A 15,623-nucleotide genomic window follows, 5' to 3' on the forward strand; every position below is an offset into this window, starting at 1 on the left:
GCCCGGGCAGACGCCATCAACCCGGTGCGGGCGCGGCCATGGCCACGCGGTCGTTATGACGGTCGCGCGTGCCATTACTTCTTCTTGCCGAATCCGCCCAGACCGCCGAGCCCCGGCGGCAGGCCCATGCCGCCGCCCAACCCACCGGGGCCGCCGATGCCCGGCGGCAGGCCGCCCGGCATGCCTGCCCCCATCTTGCGCGCGGCCTCTTCCAGCTGGGCCTGATCCATGTTGGCCATGTCGGGCATACCGCCCTTGCCGAACATGCCGCCCAGCGCCTTCTTCAGCATGGCGCGGCCGCCCTTCTGGCCCAGCTTCTTCATCATGTCCGACATCTGCCGGTGCATCTTGAGAAGCTTGTTGAGTTCCGGCACTTCAAGGCCCGCGCCCGCCGCGATCCGCTTCTTGCGGCTGGCCTGCAAGAGCTGCGGATTGGCGCGTTCCTTCTTGGTCATCGAGTTGATCAGCGCGATCTGGCGGCGCAGGATCGAGTCGTCAAAGCCCGCATCGGCCATCTGCTTGGACATCTTGCCCATGCCGGGCATCATCCCCATGATGCCTTCCATCCCGCCCATCTTCAGCATCTGTTCCAGCTGCATCTTCAGGTCGTTCATGTTGAACTGACCCTTCTGCATGCGCTTCATCATCCGCTCGGCCTGTTCGGCCTCGATGGTCGCCTGCGCCTTTTCCACCAGCGAAACGATGTCGCCCATGCCGAGGATGCGGCCCGCGATCCGTTCGGGGTGGAATTCCTCGATCGCGTCTAGCTTTTCGCCCAGACCCACATACTTGATCGGCTTGCCGGTGACCGCGCGCATCGACAGCGCCGCGCCGCCGCGGCCGTCGCCGTCCATCCGGGTCAGGATCACGCCGGTGATGCCGATCCGTTCGTCGAAATTCTCGGCGGTGTGGACGGCATCCTGACCGGTCAGGCCGTCGACCACCAGCAGCGTCTCGCGGGGCGTGGCGACGTCGCGGACGGCCTCGACCTCGGCCATCAGCTCTTCGTCGATGGAAAGCCGGCCGGCGGTGTCCAGCATGTAGACGTCATAGCCGCCCATCGCCGCCTGCTGCTTGGCGCGCTTGGCGATGTCGACGGGTTTCTGCCCCTTGACGATGGGCAGGGTGTCGACGCCGATCTGCACGCCCAGGATCGCCAGCTGTTCCATCGCCGCCGGGCGGTTCACGTCGAGCGAGGCCATCAGCACGCGCTTGCCGTTGATCTCTTTCAGGCGCCGCGCCAGCTTGGCGGTCGTCGTGGTCTTGCCGCCGCCCTGCAGGCCGACCATCAGGATCGGCGCGGGCGGGTTGTCGATCTTGAGATAACCCGGCTCGCCCTCGCCGGTCAGCACCTCGACCAGCGCGTCATGGACGATCTTGACGACCTGCTGGCCCGGGGTGACCGACTTGGTCACTTCCTGGCCGGTGGCCTTGTCCTGCACCGACTTGACGAAATCGCGGGCGACCGGCAGCGACACGTCGGCTTCCAGAAGCGCGACGCGAACCTCGCGCAGCGCGGTCGCGACATCCTCCTCGGTCAGCGCCCCTTGCCGGGTCAGCCGGTCGAAGACGCCGGAAAGGCGGTCGGAAAGACTTTCGAACATGGCCCTGGCCCTCCTTCGACCGTTGCACCTGTCCCCGCAATGTGGGCGGGAACGACCGGTTTGTCAGCGCGTCGCGATGCGCAAAACGCGATTTGCCCCCGTGGGCGAAACCTCGCTGACGGGGGGCGATCCCGGACAGGGGCCGGGACCGGAAGGGTTCGCACCATTCCGGAATGGCCGGGCTTAAGCCACGAAATGCCGTCCGAGTCAAGCTGGCCCGGGTTGGCGGCCCTGCCCGGCGGGGCCAACAGCGCCGCCGACTGAGGGAACGCGAAACAACATCGCCCTTGCCTTGGCGAACGCAATTGACCAGCATCGCCGCGAATTGTGACTTTTTGCACAGGTGGCGCCGAATGGATATCGACAACTGGGATGAGATCCGCACCGCCTATCATGTCGCGCGGCTTGGCACGGTCAGCGGCGCCGCCGATGCGCTGGGGGTGCACCATGCCACGGTGATCCGCCATGTCGACGCGCTCGAGGACCGGCTGGGCGTCAAGCTCTTTCAGCGCCATGCCCGCGGCTATACCCCGACCGAGGCGGGCGAGGAGCTTTTGCGCGTGGCGCAGGTCACGGCCGACCAGTTCAGCCAGCTCGCCGGGCGCCTGCGCGGGCGCGGCGCGGCGATGACCGGCGACCTGACGGTGACGACGGTCGACAGCCTGACGCCGCTTCTGGTGCCGGTGCTGTCCGGGTTCCAGGCCGAACATCCCGAACTGACCCTGCGGCTGATGGCCGATTCCCGGCTGTACCGGCTGGAATATGGCGAGGCCCATGTCGCGGTGCGCGCCGGATCGCAGCCGGACGAGCCCGACAACATCGTGCAACGGCTCTACACGCTGCGCTATGCGCTTTATGCCAGCAGCGGCTATGTCGCCGCGCATGGCCGGCTGGGCGAGGACATGTCCGCGCATTTCTACGTGGGGCCCTCGGACGAGGAGCACCGGGCGCCGTTCAACCGCTGGCTCAAGGCCAATACGCCGTCCGACCGGGTCGGCTTCCGCGCCTCGGACGCGCGGGCGCAGGTCGAGGCGGTGATCGCGGGTGCGGGCATCGGCTTCGTGCCGGTCTGGTGGGCCGAGCGGCTGCCCGGGCTTGAACAGATGCGTCCGCCGCAGGCCGAATGGGATGTGCCGCTCTGGCTGGTGACTCATGTCGACCTGCACCGCACCGCCAAGGTGCAGGCCCTGACCACGCGGCTGAAGGATGCGGCGAAGGAATGGCCCTGAGCCCGGCGGCCGTCCCGCGCCGCGAGGGGCTGCGCGGCCATCTCGCGATGCTGAGCTTCTCCGCGCTGGTGGCGGGGTCGTTCAGCTTTGGCAGCCTGATCGCCAACGACATCGACCCGGTCGCGCTGAACGCCCTGCGCTTCCTGCTGGCCGGGGTGCTGATCGGGGCCGCCGCGGCGCTGGGCCCGGGGCTGAGGCGCCGGCAGTTCCGCGCGCCCTGGCGCTTTCTGGTGCTGGGCACGGTCTTTGCGCTGTATTTCGTCTTGATGTTCGAGGGGTTGAAGACGGCCGCGCCGGTGCCGACGGCGGCGGTCTTCACCCTGACGCCGGTCATGTCGGCGGGCTTTGGCTGGCTGTTCCTGCGCCAGAGGGCGACGCCCCGGGTTGCGGCGGCGCTGGCGATCGGCGGGGCGGGGGCGCTTTGGGTGATCTTCCGGGCCGATCTCGGGGCGCTTCTGCGGTTCGACCTGGGGCGGGGCGAGGCGGTCTTCTTCATCGGCTGCGTCGCCCATGCGGCCTACACGCCGCTGGTGCGCAAGCTGAACCGGGGCGAGCCCGCGCTGGTCTTTACCTTCGGGATGATGCTGGCGGCGCTTCTGGTGCTGACGCTTTACGGCGCGCCCGCGCTGGTCGCGACCGACTGGGCCGCGCTGCCGCCGCTGGTCTGGGCGGTGCTGGCCTATCTGGCGGTCTGCGCCAGCGCGATGACTTTCGTGCTGCTGCAATACGCGGCGCTGAGGCTGCCCGCGGCCAAGGTGATGGCCTATACCTACCTGACGCCGTCCTGGGTCATCCTGTGGGAAATCGCGCTGGGCCACGGGGCGCCGCGCGCGTTGGTTCTGGGCGGGGTCGCGCTGACCGTGCTGGCGCTGGGCCTGTTGCTGAAGGAAGAGTGAGGTTTGGCCGAACGGGCGAGGCGCAAGGTCTTCGTAAATGGCTTGTGTCTTTTCAGCATGCACAGGCTTTCGGCGCCTACGTATGGAAGTATGAGGCAAGGGGGATATGCGAAGAAGAGTTGCCTGGCTGATTGTCGTTCTTGCTCCCTTGTATAAAATTGTTGATTTTATCACGACACTGCATGGGCTTCCGAGCGGCTTGGAGGATCTCTGGAGGGATGTTTGTGGTTATGTCTATCCGATTTCCGTTGTTGATGCTGCCCTGCTCTTTGCGGTTGTGACGGCCGCAATCTATCTTTTTTGGCACGAGCTTTCTAAGTTGTGGGGTTTGGACGATAGGAGGCCCTCTATGGGCGATAGTTACCATAATAGTGGGAACAACTATGGCCACATGGGGCCGGTGAATATTGGGCGGCAAAGTTTCGAGCTGAACCAATCGACAAAAGAAGAAATCCTGCGGAAAATACCTCGGCATGGCATTTCGCGGGTTGAAATCGTCGGTTCTGGTCGGGCGCAGGACGTGGGCCGGGAGGTTCTGCGGTTCTTGGAGAAAAATGGCTATTCTTTACCGCAGCCTACACTCATCGGAATGTTGGTGCCGCCACCCAGTGGTCCTATTTGTTTTGACGGCGGGACGCTTACGATAGCTGCAGATGTTTAGCCGATCTGGAAGATCTATAAGTAACAGGTGGGCCGGGGCTTCAGAGGTAGTGGGGTGTGGCTCGGAAGGCCCGACGTCATAGGGCTGGTCATATTGTGCGGGCTGGACATCCATGCGTCCGGCATCGAATTGCTCGCCCCGGCCTCAGCCGTTCAGTTCCGCCGCGAGGAAGCGCTCGAAGGCGTCGAGGTTCACCGCCTCGAACTGGCCGAAGCTCTGCATCCAGATCGAGGCGTCCTTCAGCGCGTCGGGTTCGAGCTTGCACCATTTCACCCGCCCGCGCTTTTCCTGGCTGATCAGACCCGCCCGGGTCAGGATCGCCAGATGTTTGGAAACGGCAGCCAGAGACATCTGAAAAGGTTCGGCCACATCGGTCACCGCCATGTCGTCTTCCAGCAGCATGGCGAGGATCGCCCGGCGGGTGGGGTCGGCGAGCGCCGCAAAGACGATGTCGAGCCGGTCTTCCATCGCCGCAGGATGCGCCTGTCCCTGAGCGATCGTCAACCGTCCGGTTGAATATGGCAAAGCTGTGCCGGGTGCGGGTTCCGGGCGGCGGCATCCGGCAAAAACACGTCTTTTCAATGACTTGAAGGGGGCGCAATCCGCTTGACTCATTTCCCCCCGCTGACTAGCTTCGCCGCGACTGTCCGAGGGGGACGTTCGCATGATGGACCCGGCCGAAAAGGAACGGCTCGCCCGGCTCGATGCCCGGCTGGCCGAGCTAAAGAAGGCCAAGGCCGAACCTGCGCCCTCTCACATGGACTCGCATTACACCCAGGCGCAGTTGGCCTGGCGAATGGTGATAGAGCTGGTCTCCGGTCTGGGGATCGGCTTCGGCATCGGGTTCGGCATCGACTCCTGGCTGGGGACAAAGCCGATCTTTCTGGTGCTGTTCATATTGTTGGGCCTTGCGGCGGGCATCCGGGTGATGCTGCGCACCGCGCAGGAGGTCCAGGGCCAACAGGCGGCGGCCGCCGCTGAGGACGAGAAGAGGGATTGAACGTGGCGAGCGAAGACGCGACCGGCGGAGTGAACATCGATACCATGCACCAGTTCATGGTGCGCCCGCTCTTCGGCGAGGGGGCGGTTCACTGGTACACCCCCACCAACGTGACCCTCTGGATGGGCATCGCGGTGGTTTGCACGGTGCTGCTTCTGGTGATGGGCACCCGGGGCCGCGCGATCGTGCCCTCGCGGATCCAGTCGGTGGCCGAACTGGCCTACGGCTTCGTCTACAAGATGGTCGAGGACGTGTCGGGCCGCGACGGCCTGAAATACTTCCCCTACATCATGTCGCTCTTCATCTTCATCGTCTTCGCGAACTTCCTCGGCCTGATCCCCGGCGCCTTCACCACCACCTCGCATCTCGCGGTCACTGCGACCATGGCGCTGGCGGTGTTCATCGGCGTCACGGTTCTGGGCTTCGTCAAGCATGGCGCGAGCTTCCTCAGCCTGTTCTGGATCACCGCCGCTCCGCTGGCGCTGCGCCCGATCCTGGCGGTCATCGAGGTGATTTCCTACTTCGTCCGCCCCGTCAGCCACTCGATCCGGCTTATGGGCAACATGATGGCCGGCCACGCGGTGATGAAGGTGTTCGCGGGCTTCGCGGGCGTTCTGGGCGTGGGCGCGGTGTTCCCGGTCGTGGCGATCGGGGCGATCTACGCGCTCGAATTCCTGGTGGCTTTCATCCAGGCCTATGTCTTCGCGATCCTCACCTGCGTCTACCTGCGCGATGCGCTGCATCCGCACCACTGACGCCGGTCTGAGTATCACACACTGAATCTGCCAATTCCAACGTAAGGAGAAATCGACATGGAAGGCGATATCGTTCAAATGGGTGCCTACATCGGTGCTGGTCTGGCCTGTACCGGTATGGGCGGCGCCTCCGTCGGCATCGGCCACGTCGTCGGCAACTACATCTCCGGCGCGCTGCGCAACCCCTCGGCGGCTGCGTCGCAAACCGCCACCATGTTCATCGGTATCGCGTTCGCCGAAGCGCTGGGGATCTTCTCGTTCCTCGTCGCGCTTCTGCTGATGTTCGCCGTCTGATCTCCGACTGAACCGATCCTTACGGCCGGGTGGGGCGTGACAAGACGCACCCACCCGGTGTGATCCGGGGTTCCAGGGGGACGACATGGCAACAGAACTAGAGACCGCCGAAGCTGCCGGTCACGCCGCCGAAGCCGTCGGCATGCCGCAGCTCGACTTCTCGACCTATCCCAACCAGATCTTCTGGCTGGTCGTCACGCTGTTCGCGATCTACTTCGTGCTGTCGCGCATCGCGCTGCCGCGGATCGGAGCGGTTCTGGCCGAGCGCCAGGGCACGATCTCGAACGACATCGCCGCCGCCGAAGAATTGAAGCTGCGGGCCCAGGAGGCCGAGCGCGCCTACGAGAAGGCGCTGGCGGATGCGCGCGCCGAGGCGCAGCGGATCGTCGCCGAGACCAAGGCCGAGATCAAGGCCGACCTCGACGCCGCCACCGCCAAGGCCGATGCGGAAATCGCGGCGCGGTCCGCCGAGGCCGAAAAGCAGATCGCCGAGATCCGCGCGGGCGCGCTGGAAAGCGTCAGCGAGGTTGCCCGGGCGACCGCGGCCGACGTGATCGCTGCGATGGGCTTCCGGGCCGAGTCGGGGGCTGTCGAGGCCGCCGTCGACGGCAAGCTGAAAGGGTGATCCGATGAAGAAACTCGCAGTCGCTCTGATGCTGTCGGCGACGCCGGCGCTGGCGGCGGAAGGCCCGTTCTTCTCGCTGAACAACGCCGAATTCGTCGTCACCATCAGCTTCGTCGCCTTCCTCGCCCTGCTGGTCTATCTTCGTGTGCCGGGCAAGCTGATGGCGATGCTCGACAAGCGCGCGGCCGAGATCAAGTCCGATCTCGACGAGGCGCGGGCCCTGCGCGAAGAGGCGCAGACCGTGCTGGCGTCCTACGAGCGCAAGCAGAAGGAAGTGCAGGCCCAGGCCGAGCGGATCGTCGAGACCGCGCGGACTGAAGCCGAAGCCGCCGCCGCCAAGGCCAAGGACGACCTGAAGGTCGCCATTGCCCGCCGTCTGGCCGCCGCCGACGAGCAGATCGAGTCGGCCAAGGCCGGCGCGGTCAAGGAAGTGCGCGACCGGGCCATCGCCGTGGCCGTTTCCGCCGCGCGCGAGGTGATCGTGCGCCAGATGACCGAACAGACCAGCGACAAGCTGGTTCAGGAGGCCATCGGCGAGGTTCGCGGCAAGCTGCACCTGCACTGACCCGAACCGGCCGGGTCCGCGTGCCCGGCCACAGGTCCTGACAGAACCCCGGCCCTTGGGCCGGGGTTCTGCCGTTTCAGGAGGTGTGCCGAAGCCCGCGCACACGCCGGGCGGGCAATCGGTGCAAATGTTCGCTTTCTTCGCGATTTGTCCGGCCCGGGGCATGACCCTGCCACATTCGCGGTTTCTACTGGATTCTGCGCGGGGACTCGCCCCGGCGCAGTTTCGCAGGGAGTCCCGTGATGACCGCCGTCCTCATCCTCGCCCCAACACCCCTCGCGCTGTTCGTCGGGTTGCTCGCCCTGACGCCCTTCCTGTCCCTCGGAGGGGGCTCGCGCCGGTCGCTGCGGGTTCCGGTGCGGGCGGCGGTCCGCGGGCGCCGATCGGGGTAGCGCCCGCTTTTTCCATTTTACCGGTTCCGGAGCCTCCCATGTCCAGCCTGACCCAAACCCCGCCCCGCCCCGCCGCCCTCTCGGCGCGGCGTCCGCGTGTGGGCTTTGGCGCGACAGCCGTCCCGCCGTCCAAGGCGGCTTCTGGGCGCAACCTGTTCCGGCCCGGCACCTTCTCGGCGATCCTGCTGGGGCTGGGCCTTTGCGCCCTGCTGGCGCTTTACGGCGTCGGCCCCGCGCAGCGCTTTCTGGAAGATCGCAGCAGCGGCGCCCGTGCCGCCCAGCATGCGGTGGCGATCGAGGCGGTGATGGCCACCGACCCGATCCATCAGCGCCGCCAGGACATGACCGAACGCGCGCGCCGCTTTGCCGGGGCCAAGGTCGATGCGGGGTTCTTCATCCGTACGCCCACGCCCGAAAAGCTGGCCTGCATCACCTTCCGGGGCGGCGACATGCATGCGCCCGAACCCTATCTGGTGCGAATGAACCTCGACTCGTTGCGGCGGATGCTGGCGGTTCAGGACGAGATGGACTTCGCGACCTACTGGGCGCTGTACAAACGCTGCCGGATTCACGCGAACATGGCGACCAGCGTCAACTGACGGCGCCCGCAGCTCGCGGTCAGCCCTTGCCCAGCGCCTGTTCCAGCCGCTGGCGGGCGACTTCCTCGTTGCGGGCGACGGCCTGATCGGCGCGCAGCGCCTCGGCCACAAAGTCCAGATGCCGTTCGACCGCGGCGCGTGCGGCGGCGCCGTCACGGGCCTGTAGTGCTGTGTTGATTGCCCGGTGCTGGTCCAGCAGGCTCGTCCGAGTGGTCCGCTGGCGAAACATGATCTGACGGTTGTAAAAGACCCCTTCGCGCAGAAGGTCGAACATCGCCCGCATCATGTGGGTCATCACCACATTATGGCTGGCCTCGATGATCGACAGGTGGAATTCGGCATCGAGCCGCGCCTCGTCGGCCGGGTTGCGCTTGGCATGGGCGGCTTCCATCCGCGCGAACAGCGTGTCGACGACCTTGAGGTCGGTGTCTGATGCGGTGCGGGCGGCGCGGTCGGCGGCAAGCCCCTCGAGGTCGCGGCGGAAGGCGATATAGTCGAACAGCGCCTCGTCATGGCTGGCGAACAGGCGCACCAGCGCATCGGAAAAGGCCGCGCCCAGCACCTCGGCCACGAAGACCCCGGCGCCGGCCTTGCGCACCAGAAGCCCGCGCGCCTCGAGCGCCTCGATGGCCTCGCGCAGCGAGGGGCGCGACACGCCAAGCCGGTCCGAAAGGTCGCGTTCGGCCGGAAGCCGTTCGCCGGGCCGCAATACGCCGCGCAGGATCAAAAGCTCGATCTGGCGCACCACCGCCTCCGACAGCTTTTCGGGCAGGACTTTCTGAAAGGGCATGGGGCCGCGCGGTCTCCGTTGAACCGGTCAGAAGATATGACCGCGGAGGCCCGCCGGCAATGGCCGCGCCCCCGGGCCGGACCCGGGGTCGCGTATCGCATCAGGACATCGGGCGAATGACGATTTCGACCCGGCGGTTCTGGGCCCGGCCTTCGGGCGACAGGTTCGAGGCAATGGGCTGTTCCTCACCCCGGCCATAGGCGCGGATGCGGCCGGAATTCACGCCCGCGCCGGTCAGGATCGACGCCACCGCGGTGGCGCGGCGGGTCGACAGTTGCTGGTTGTAGCTGGCCGAGCCGGTATTGTCGGTATGGCCGATCACGTCGACGGTGGTGTTGGGATAGTCGTTCAGGCTGTAGGCCAGCGTCTGCAGGTCGGCGCGCAGGCCGGACCGGACCGCGGCGCTGTCGGTGTCGAACAGGATATCCTGCGGCATGGTCACGATCAGCGCGTTGCCTGTATTGACGACGCCGATCTGGTTGTTGTCGAAGCTCTGGCGCAGTTCGGCGGCCTGCTTGTCGAGGTTGTTGCCGATGGCCGCGCCCGCCGCGGCGCCGACAGCCGCACCGATCAGCGCGCTCTTGGCGTCGTTGCCGCCTCGGTTCGAGGCAATGAGCCCGGTCACGGCGCCGAGGCCCGCGCCGATGGCGGCACCTTCCTTGGTGCGCTGCCGGGCATCGCCGGTCTGGACCGAGGGATCGGTACAGGCGCCCAGCGCAAGCGCCCCGGCGATGGTCAGAAGGATAGGTTTGCTGGCACGGATCATGACTGCCTCTCTGCTTGAGTCCCGTTCGGGGACCGTTGCCCGCGAATATAGTCGGCCGGGCGCGGTCTTCGAGGGGGGATCGTAAGGCCGGGGGCCGGATCTGGCGGCAAACGGCCGATGGGCGGAGGCGGTCAGGGGCCGTTCGCCCCGGCCTCGGCCCGGGCCGATTCCCAGGCCAGAAGGGCGCGCTTGACGGGCAGGCCCCAGTGATAGCCGCCCAGCGCCCCGGTCTTGCGCAAGGCCCGGTGGCAGGGGATCAGATAGCTGATCGGGTTGCGCCCAACCGCCGTGCCCACCGCGCGTACCGCGCCCGGATGGCCGATGGCGCGGGCGATTTCCGAATAGGTCGTGACCTGGCCCGAGGGCACGGCCAGCAAGGCCTCCCAGACCTTGATCTGGAACGGCGCGCCGATCAGGTGAAGCCGCGCCTCGCCTCCCGTCTGCCCGAAGGCGGCCTCGGCCCAGGGGGCCAGCGCCATCGGGTCCTCGACGAAACTGGCGTGCGGCCAGCGCGATTTCAGGTCGGCCATCGCCGGTTCCGGGCCGGTTTCGGCGGCAAAGCCGATGCCGCAGATCCCGCGGTCGGTCGCCATCACCAGCGCCGGGCCGAAGGGGCTGTCGACCCAGCCCCAGCGAATCTCGAGCCCGGCGCCGCCTTTGGCATAATCGCCCGGGCTCATCGCTTCCCAGCGCAGGAAAAGATCGTGCAGCCGCCCGGCACCCGAAAGCCCCAGCGCATCGGCGGTCTCGAGCGTGGTGAACCGCTCGCGCATCAGCGCGCGGGCATGGCCGAGCGTCAGGTATTGCTGATAGCGCTTGGGCGAGACCCCGACCCAGCGCGAGAAGACGCGCTGGAAATGCGCGGGGCTCATGTTCATCTCGGCCGCCAGCGCGTCCAGCGGCAGCGTCTCGGCGCCGGCCGCGTCGATCCGGTCGATGGCCCGCCGGATCACCGAGAAATGATAGGCCTGGCTGTCGTCCCGGTCCGTGTCCTTGGGCATGGTCCTTCCTTTCGGGTGCTCGTCCTCAGGATAGGCCGGGCCGTTCTCCCGCGCGACCCGGAAGCTGCGCCAAAAGGCGGCCCCGCTGCGGCCTTGCCTCTGCCCTGCGGTGCGGGCATAGGAAGGCCGATGGTCCAGGCGCTGCCCTATCATACGATCCGCGAGATCTTCGCCCGCTTTCAGGCGGCCGAGCCCGAACCGAAGGGCGAGCTCGAGCATGTCAACGCCTATACCCTGCTGGTCGCGGTGGCGCTGTCGGCGCAGGCGACCGATGCCGGGGTGAACCGGGCGACGCGGGCGCTGTTCGCCCGGGTCGACACGCCCGAAAAGATGCTGGCTTTGGGCGAGGAGGGGCTGGTCGAGCATATCCGCACGATCGGGCTTTTTCGCAACAAGGCGAAGAACGTCATCAAGCTGAGCCGGATCCTTGTCGAAGACTATGGCGGCGAGGTGCCCTCCTCGCGCGCGGCGCTGCAGGCGCTGCCCGGGGTCGGGCGCAAGACCGCGAATGTGGTCCTGAACATGTGGTGGGGGCTGCCCGCCCAGGCGGTCGACACCCATATCTTTCGGGTCGGCAACCGCACCCTGATCGCGCCCGGCAAAACCGTCGAGGTGGTCGAGCGCGCCATCGAGGACAATGTGCCGGCCGAATTTCAACGCCACGCGCATCACTGGCTGATCCTGCACGGCCGTTACCTGTGCAAGGCACGCAAGCCGATGTGCGGGACCTGCCCGATCCGGGATCTCTGCCCATACGAGGACAAGACCTTATGACCAAGACCTATCACGTCGTCGGCATCGGCAATGCGCTGGTCGACGTTCTGGCCCATGCCGGAGACGATTTCCTGACCACGCATGGCGTCGAGAAGGGCATCATGCAGCTCATCGACACCGACCGTGCCGTCGAGCTTTACGGCCGGATCGGCCCGGCGCAGGAGATCTCGGGCGGGTCGGCCGCGAACACCATCGCGGGTATCGCGCATCTGGGCGGGCGCACCGCCTATGTCGGCAAGGTCAAGGACGACCAGCTGGGTGCGATCTTCGCCCATGACCTGCGCGCGCAGGGTGCCGATTTCGCGACGCCCATGGCGCCGGAAGCAGAGCCGGGCGAGACCGGGCGCTGCATCATTCTGGTCACGCCCGATGGCGAACGGTCGATGAACACCTATCTGGGGCTGTCCGAGCGGTTGTCGGCGGCCGATATCGACGAGGCGCAGATCGCCGATGCCGAGTGGATCTATCTGGAAGGCTACCGCTTTGACGGTGCCGAGAGCCACGCGGCCTTCGCCAAGGCCATCTCGGCCGCGAAGGCTGCGGGCGGCAAGGTGGCGCTGACCCTGTCCGACCCGTTCTGCGTGGATCGCCACCGCGACGCCTTCCGCCGGATGATCCGCGAGGATGTGGACCTGCTGTTCGCGAACCGGGCCGAGATCCTGTCGATGTACCAGACCGAGGTCTTCGACGACGCGCTGGCCCAGGCCGCGGCCGAGATCGGGCTGGTGGCCTGCACCGACAGCGCCGATGGCGCCCATATCCTGTCGGGGACCGGGCGCTGGCATGCACCGGCGCTGAACACCCGGGTGGTCGACGCGACCGGCGCGGGCGATCTGTTCGCCGGGGCGTTTCTGTGGGGGCTGACGCAGGGCCACGATCTGGAAAGCTGCGGCCGCATGGGCTGCGTGGCGGCCAGCGAGATCATCAGCCATATCGGCGCCCGCGCCGAGGCCGATCTGACTCAGCTGTTCCGCACCCACGGGCTGATCTGAAGGCGGCGGGGGCGCTCCCGCCCCCGGCCCGCTCGGGGCGCGCGCGTTACGCGCGCCCCGCTTGTCCGGCCTTGGGCCGGGCCGCGCGCAGGCGCGCGGCGCCTCCGGCGGGGGTATTTCGGCCAAGAAGAAGACCGCGCCGGGATGAGCCCGGGGGTCAGTCGCCGAGATGGGCGTGGACCTCGTCGAGGTCGATCTCGCCCAGCGGACGCTGATTGGCGGGGTCTTCCGCGTCATAACGAAAGAGCCGGAAGTCGCGGTGATAGATCTCGTAGACGAGATGGCGCGACAGATCGTCGAAATAGGCCTCGACCGGGTGGGCGCGCCGCGGCCCGTGACCTTCGGATTCGTTGAAGCGGGGGATGCGGGCGAGGTCGACCGGGTGGCGGACCGGCGCGGCGTCAAGCACCGCCTGCATCCCTGTATCGAAGCATTCGGTGGCGAAGATCCGGTCGTAGCGGCCGCCATTGGCGATGAAGGTCGCCACATGGCCCGACATGTCGGACCAGTGGATGTCGGGCTCCATCGGGCGGCGCCAGCGGATCGTGTCGCGGGCAAACAGCAGAAAGCGGCGGAAGCTGGAGATCTGGTCGAATTCCTGCTGGCCGTCGGGGCCGCCGACCTCGATGCCGTAGGTTTCGATCAGCGTCGGCACCAGCTTGCCGCGGTAGCGGGTGCCGCTGCGCTGGATGCCGCAGATCTTGTCGAAGAAGGAGGACAGCACCCGGGCATAGGGGTTGCGCACGCAGGTGAAGGCCAGCGTGTCCCGCGCGCGGGCGCGGCGGTCGATCGCGGGCTGGCTGTCCTCGAACGCCCATTTGTGCAGGCCCTTGGCGGCATCGTGGATATCGCCGTCATAGAACCGGCCGTGATCCGAGAAAAACATGATCTGGCCGATGGTCGAGCAGGCGCATTTCGGCACCACGCGGTAGAGCATGCTTTCGCTCAAGGTCATCCAGGTGCCGGGAAAGCCCATGTTCCGCCTCGTCGGTGCGGGCGGAACCGAACCGCCTGCGGTGACTTCTGTCCTCAGAGCCCGTAATAATCGGTAAATGCGGCCTCGGCGACACTGCGGCCGCCCGTTCGGGGGATCTGGATGGCGATCGTCGCCTATTTGCTGCTCTGTCACAGGGACCCGGAGACGATCGTCGCTCTGGCCGGGCGGCTGACGGCGGCGGGGGATCTGGTCGCCGTCCATCTGGACCGCCGCGCGCCGGATGCCGATTTCGCCGCGATTCGCGCTGGCCTGGCGGGCAATGCCTCGGTCGTCTTCGCCCGGCGGGTGCGCTGTGGCTGGGGGGACTGGTCACTGGTGCAGGCGACGCTGAACGCGGCCCGCGCCGCGCTGGCGGCGTTTCCCCAGGCCACGCATCTTTACCTGCTCTCGGGCGATTGCCTGCCGATCAAGTCGGCGGTGCGGCTGCGTGCGGATCTGGACGACAGCGGGTCGGATCACATCGAAAGCGTCGATTTCTTCCGGTCGGGCTGGATCCGGACCGGGCTGAAGGACGAACGGCTGATCTACCGGCATCTCTTCAACGAGCGCCGCCAGAGGCGGCTGTTCTATGCCTCGATGGCGGTGCAGAAGGCGCTGGGCCTCAGGCGGGCGCCGCCGGCCGATCTGCAGGTGATGATCGGCAGCCAGTGGTGGTGCCTGCGCCGGTCTACGGTCGAGGCGATCCTGACTTTCCTGGCGCGGCGGTCCGATGTGGTCCGGTTCTTCCGCACCAGCTGGATCCCCGACGAGACCTTTTTCCAGACGCTCGTGCGTCATCTGGTGCCGACCACCGAGATCCGGTCGCGCGCGCCGACCTTCCTCATGTTCACCGATTACGGGATGCCGGTGACCTTCTACAACGACCACTACGACCTGCTGGTGGCGCAGGAGGGCTATTTCGCCCGCAAGATCTCGGTCGAGGCCGTGCAGTTGCGGGCGCGGCTGGCGGCGGTCTATGCCTCGGCCGATCGGGGGCCTGCGGCCTCGGGCGGCGGCCCCGAGATCCACCGGTTCCTGACCGGGCGCGGCCGGATCGGACAGCGCTTTGGCGGCCGCGCCTGGGAACGTGGCGCGGGTCTGGGGCAGGGGCGCCAGCTGATGCTGGTGACCTGCAAGAAATGGCATGTCGCACGCCGTCTGGTCGAACGGGTGCGCCAGGCCACGGGGCTGGCTTCCGCCGATTTCGCTTTCGATGACGAGACGGTCGACCTGCCCGATCTGGGCGGGATAGAACGCAGTCGGGCCAAGCGCAGCCGCCACCGCCGCGCCTTTCTGCGGCTGGTCTATGAAAGCCTTGGCACCGACCGGCTGATCCTCTGCCTCGACCCGGCCGATCTGGAGATCATGGCGGATTTTCAGGCCGACGGTGCAACCGTGCGGATCCTCGAGATCGTCTGTCCATTCAGCCAGGCCGACCTTCTGGGCCATGCCCGGCGGGTGGGGCTTCTGTCCGACGCAAGCCCCCCGGGGGTGGCCGCGCGGGTGCTGCCGGCGCTGGCCCAGGACCTGGAGCGCGAGACCGCGCGGCTGAGGGCGGCCGGGTTTCCGGCGCTGTTCCGGCTGACCCCGGGCCAGAAGCTCAGCGAGGCGGCGCTGGTGCTGGCGCAATTCCTTGCAATCCCCTATGACACGGCCCGCGGGATCGCCGATACGGCGACCCTGTTCGACGATTGAGCCCTTCCG

Annotated in this window: 18 protein-coding genes; 12 read left to right on the plus strand and 6 right to left on the minus strand. The window is 67.1% G+C overall.

Features of this window, described 5'->3' with window-relative positions; all coding sequences use genetic code 11:
* Nucleotides 1-74: 74 nt before the first annotated feature.
* Nucleotides 75-1,604, minus strand: coding sequence for a signal recognition particle protein (ffh, locus tag C8N38_RS15140; RefSeq protein WP_108027994.1), 1,530 nt, complete (start codon nucleotides 1,602-1,604; stop codon nucleotides 75-77).
* A 359-nt stretch (nucleotides 1,605-1,963) separates the two neighbouring features.
* Here ffh and C8N38_RS15145 point away from each other — a divergent pair, with 359 nt between their 5' ends.
* The 3 genes from C8N38_RS15145 (at nucleotide 1,964) to C8N38_RS21185 (ending at nucleotide 4,390) form a co-directional block, all read left to right on the plus strand.
* Nucleotides 1,964-2,833, plus strand: coding sequence for a LysR family transcriptional regulator (locus tag C8N38_RS15145; RefSeq protein WP_108028056.1), 870 nt, complete (start codon nucleotides 1,964-1,966; stop codon nucleotides 2,831-2,833).
* Entirely contained in the window at nucleotides 2,824-3,729 is a 906-nt protein-coding gene (locus C8N38_RS15150) for a DMT family transporter (protein ID WP_108027995.1), read from the plus strand. Before C8N38_RS15145 ends, C8N38_RS15150 begins: the two co-directional genes overlap by 10 nt.
* A 106-nt stretch (nucleotides 3,730-3,835) precedes the next feature.
* On the plus strand, nucleotides 3,836-4,390 hold the full coding sequence (locus tag C8N38_RS21185; RefSeq protein ID WP_146176293.1) for a hypothetical protein: 555 nt from the start codon (nucleotides 3,836-3,838) through the stop codon (nucleotides 4,388-4,390).
* Between the two features lie 144 nt (nucleotides 4,391-4,534).
* On the opposite strand, the gene C8N38_RS15155 is transcribed toward C8N38_RS21185, so the two are convergent.
* Complete coding sequence (locus C8N38_RS15155) at nucleotides 4,535-4,858, minus strand: ArsR/SmtB family transcription factor (RefSeq protein ID WP_075787490.1); 324 nt, start codon at nucleotides 4,856-4,858, stop codon at nucleotides 4,535-4,537.
* Nucleotides 4,859-5,054: 196 nt separating this feature from the next.
* Between C8N38_RS15155 and C8N38_RS15160 the strand changes: the two genes are divergently transcribed.
* The 6 genes from C8N38_RS15160 to C8N38_RS15185 all read left to right on the plus strand — a co-directional run bounded on the left by C8N38_RS15160 (nucleotide 5,055) and on the right by C8N38_RS15185 (nucleotide 8,620).
* Nucleotides 5,055-5,390, plus strand: a complete 336-nt coding sequence (locus C8N38_RS15160) for an AtpZ/AtpI family protein (protein ID WP_108027996.1) — start codon at nucleotides 5,055-5,057, stop codon at nucleotides 5,388-5,390.
* A gap of 2 nt (nucleotides 5,391-5,392) precedes the next feature.
* Nucleotides 5,393-6,145, plus strand: coding sequence for a F0F1 ATP synthase subunit A (locus tag C8N38_RS15165; protein WP_108027997.1), 753 nt, complete (start codon nucleotides 5,393-5,395; stop codon nucleotides 6,143-6,145).
* Nucleotides 6,146-6,202: 57 nt separating this feature from the next.
* Nucleotides 6,203-6,439, plus strand: a complete 237-nt coding sequence (locus tag C8N38_RS15170; RefSeq protein ID WP_042456520.1) for a F0F1 ATP synthase subunit C — start codon at nucleotides 6,203-6,205, stop codon at nucleotides 6,437-6,439.
* An 85-nt stretch (nucleotides 6,440-6,524) separates the two neighbouring features.
* The gene (locus C8N38_RS15175) at nucleotides 6,525-7,064 is read left to right on the plus strand and encodes a F0F1 ATP synthase subunit B' (RefSeq protein WP_108027998.1); all 540 of its coding nucleotides are present in this window, start codon (nucleotides 6,525-6,527) and stop codon (nucleotides 7,062-7,064) included.
* Nucleotides 7,065-7,068: 4 nt separating this feature from the next.
* Entirely contained in the window at nucleotides 7,069-7,629 is a 561-nt protein-coding gene (locus tag C8N38_RS15180; RefSeq protein WP_108027999.1) for a F0F1 ATP synthase subunit B, read from the plus strand.
* A 430-nt stretch (nucleotides 7,630-8,059) separates the two neighbouring features.
* Nucleotides 8,060-8,620 carry a hypothetical protein gene (locus C8N38_RS15185; RefSeq protein WP_108028000.1) on the plus strand — a complete coding sequence of 187 codons (561 nt, stop codon included), beginning with the start codon at nucleotides 8,060-8,062 and terminating at the stop codon, nucleotides 8,618-8,620.
* Between the two features lie 19 nt (nucleotides 8,621-8,639).
* On the opposite strand, the gene C8N38_RS15190 is transcribed toward C8N38_RS15185, so the two are convergent.
* The 3 genes from C8N38_RS15190 to C8N38_RS15200 all read right to left on the minus strand — a co-directional run bounded on the left by C8N38_RS15190 (nucleotide 8,640) and on the right by C8N38_RS15200 (nucleotide 11,177).
* Nucleotides 8,640-9,410 (minus strand): FCD domain-containing protein, encoded by a 771-nt coding sequence (locus tag C8N38_RS15190; protein ID WP_108028001.1) that lies wholly within the window; start codon nucleotides 9,408-9,410, stop codon nucleotides 8,640-8,642.
* A gap of 100 nt (nucleotides 9,411-9,510) precedes the next feature.
* Nucleotides 9,511-10,176: a YiaD family glycine zipper/OmpA-like lipoprotein gene (locus tag C8N38_RS15195; RefSeq protein WP_108028002.1), complete on the minus strand. Its 666-nt coding sequence runs from the start codon at nucleotides 10,174-10,176 to the stop codon at nucleotides 9,511-9,513.
* A gap of 131 nt (nucleotides 10,177-10,307) precedes the next feature.
* Nucleotides 10,308-11,177: a methylated-DNA--[protein]-cysteine S-methyltransferase gene (locus C8N38_RS15200; protein WP_108028003.1), complete on the minus strand. Its 870-nt coding sequence runs from the start codon at nucleotides 11,175-11,177 to the stop codon at nucleotides 10,308-10,310.
* Between the two features lie 129 nt (nucleotides 11,178-11,306).
* On the opposite strand from C8N38_RS15200, the gene nth reads away from it, so the two are divergent.
* Complete coding sequence (gene nth, locus C8N38_RS15205) at nucleotides 11,307-11,951, plus strand: endonuclease III (RefSeq protein WP_108028004.1); 645 nt, start codon at nucleotides 11,307-11,309, stop codon at nucleotides 11,949-11,951.
* A complete protein-coding gene (locus C8N38_RS15210; protein WP_108028005.1) occupies nucleotides 11,948-12,943 on the plus strand; it encodes an adenosine kinase in 996 nt (331 codons plus the stop codon). The genes nth and C8N38_RS15210 overlap by 4 nt, the downstream gene beginning before the upstream one ends.
* A 157-nt stretch (nucleotides 12,944-13,100) precedes the next feature.
* Here the strand turns inward: C8N38_RS15210 and C8N38_RS15215 are convergent, their stop codons facing one another.
* Nucleotides 13,101-13,919 (minus strand): sulfotransferase family protein, encoded by an 819-nt coding sequence (locus C8N38_RS15215; protein WP_108028006.1) that lies wholly within the window; start codon nucleotides 13,917-13,919, stop codon nucleotides 13,101-13,103.
* 120 nt (nucleotides 13,920-14,039) lie between these two features.
* Here C8N38_RS15215 and C8N38_RS15220 point away from each other — a divergent pair, with 120 nt between their 5' ends.
* A complete protein-coding gene (locus C8N38_RS15220; RefSeq protein ID WP_108028007.1) occupies nucleotides 14,040-15,614 on the plus strand; it encodes a DUF5928 domain-containing protein in 1,575 nt (524 codons plus the stop codon).
* The last annotated feature ends 9 nt before the right edge of the window (nucleotides 15,615-15,623 follow it).

The organism is Rhodovulum kholense, from assembly GCF_003053725.1.
In the GTDB taxonomy this organism is placed as follows: Bacteria; Pseudomonadota; Alphaproteobacteria; order Rhodobacterales; family Rhodobacteraceae; genus Rhodovulum; species Rhodovulum kholense.

What these genes read in the sequence shown, in the direction of transcription:
- ffh (WP_108027994.1), bottom strand. Translation starts at nt 1,604, where the DNA reads ATGTTCGAAAGTCTTTCCGACCGCCTTTCCGGCGTCTTCGACCGGCTG.
- C8N38_RS15150 (WP_108027995.1), top strand. Translation starts at nt 2,824, where the DNA reads ATGGCCCTGAGCCCGGCGGCCGTCCCGCGCCGCGAGGGGCTGCGCGGC.
- C8N38_RS21185 (WP_146176293.1), top strand. Translation starts at nt 3,836, where the DNA reads ATGCGAAGAAGAGTTGCCTGGCTGATTGTCGTTCTTGCTCCCTTGTAT.
- C8N38_RS15155 (WP_075787490.1), bottom strand. Translation starts at nt 4,858, where the DNA reads ATGGAAGACCGGCTCGACATCGTCTTTGCGGCGCTCGCCGACCCCACC.
- C8N38_RS15160 (WP_108027996.1), top strand. Translation starts at nt 5,055, where the DNA reads ATGATGGACCCGGCCGAAAAGGAACGGCTCGCCCGGCTCGATGCCCGG.
- C8N38_RS15170 (WP_042456520.1), top strand. Translation starts at nt 6,203, where the DNA reads ATGGAAGGCGATATCGTTCAAATGGGTGCCTACATCGGTGCTGGTCTG.
- C8N38_RS15175 (WP_108027998.1), top strand. Translation starts at nt 6,525, where the DNA reads ATGGCAACAGAACTAGAGACCGCCGAAGCTGCCGGTCACGCCGCCGAA.
- C8N38_RS15180 (WP_108027999.1), top strand. Translation starts at nt 7,069, where the DNA reads ATGAAGAAACTCGCAGTCGCTCTGATGCTGTCGGCGACGCCGGCGCTG.
- C8N38_RS15185 (WP_108028000.1), top strand. Translation starts at nt 8,060, where the DNA reads ATGTCCAGCCTGACCCAAACCCCGCCCCGCCCCGCCGCCCTCTCGGCG.
- C8N38_RS15190 (WP_108028001.1), bottom strand. Translation starts at nt 9,410, where the DNA reads ATGCCCTTTCAGAAAGTCCTGCCCGAAAAGCTGTCGGAGGCGGTGGTG.
- C8N38_RS15195 (WP_108028002.1), bottom strand. Translation starts at nt 10,176, where the DNA reads ATGATCCGTGCCAGCAAACCTATCCTTCTGACCATCGCCGGGGCGCTT.
- C8N38_RS15200 (WP_108028003.1), bottom strand. Translation starts at nt 11,177, where the DNA reads ATGCCCAAGGACACGGACCGGGACGACAGCCAGGCCTATCATTTCTCG.
- nth (WP_108028004.1), top strand. Translation starts at nt 11,307, where the DNA reads ATGGTCCAGGCGCTGCCCTATCATACGATCCGCGAGATCTTCGCCCGC.
- C8N38_RS15210 (WP_108028005.1), top strand. Translation starts at nt 11,948, where the DNA reads ATGACCAAGACCTATCACGTCGTCGGCATCGGCAATGCGCTGGTCGAC.
- C8N38_RS15215 (WP_108028006.1), bottom strand. Translation starts at nt 13,919, where the DNA reads ATGGGCTTTCCCGGCACCTGGATGACCTTGAGCGAAAGCATGCTCTAC.
- C8N38_RS15220 (WP_108028007.1), top strand. Translation starts at nt 14,040, where the DNA reads ATGGCGATCGTCGCCTATTTGCTGCTCTGTCACAGGGACCCGGAGACG.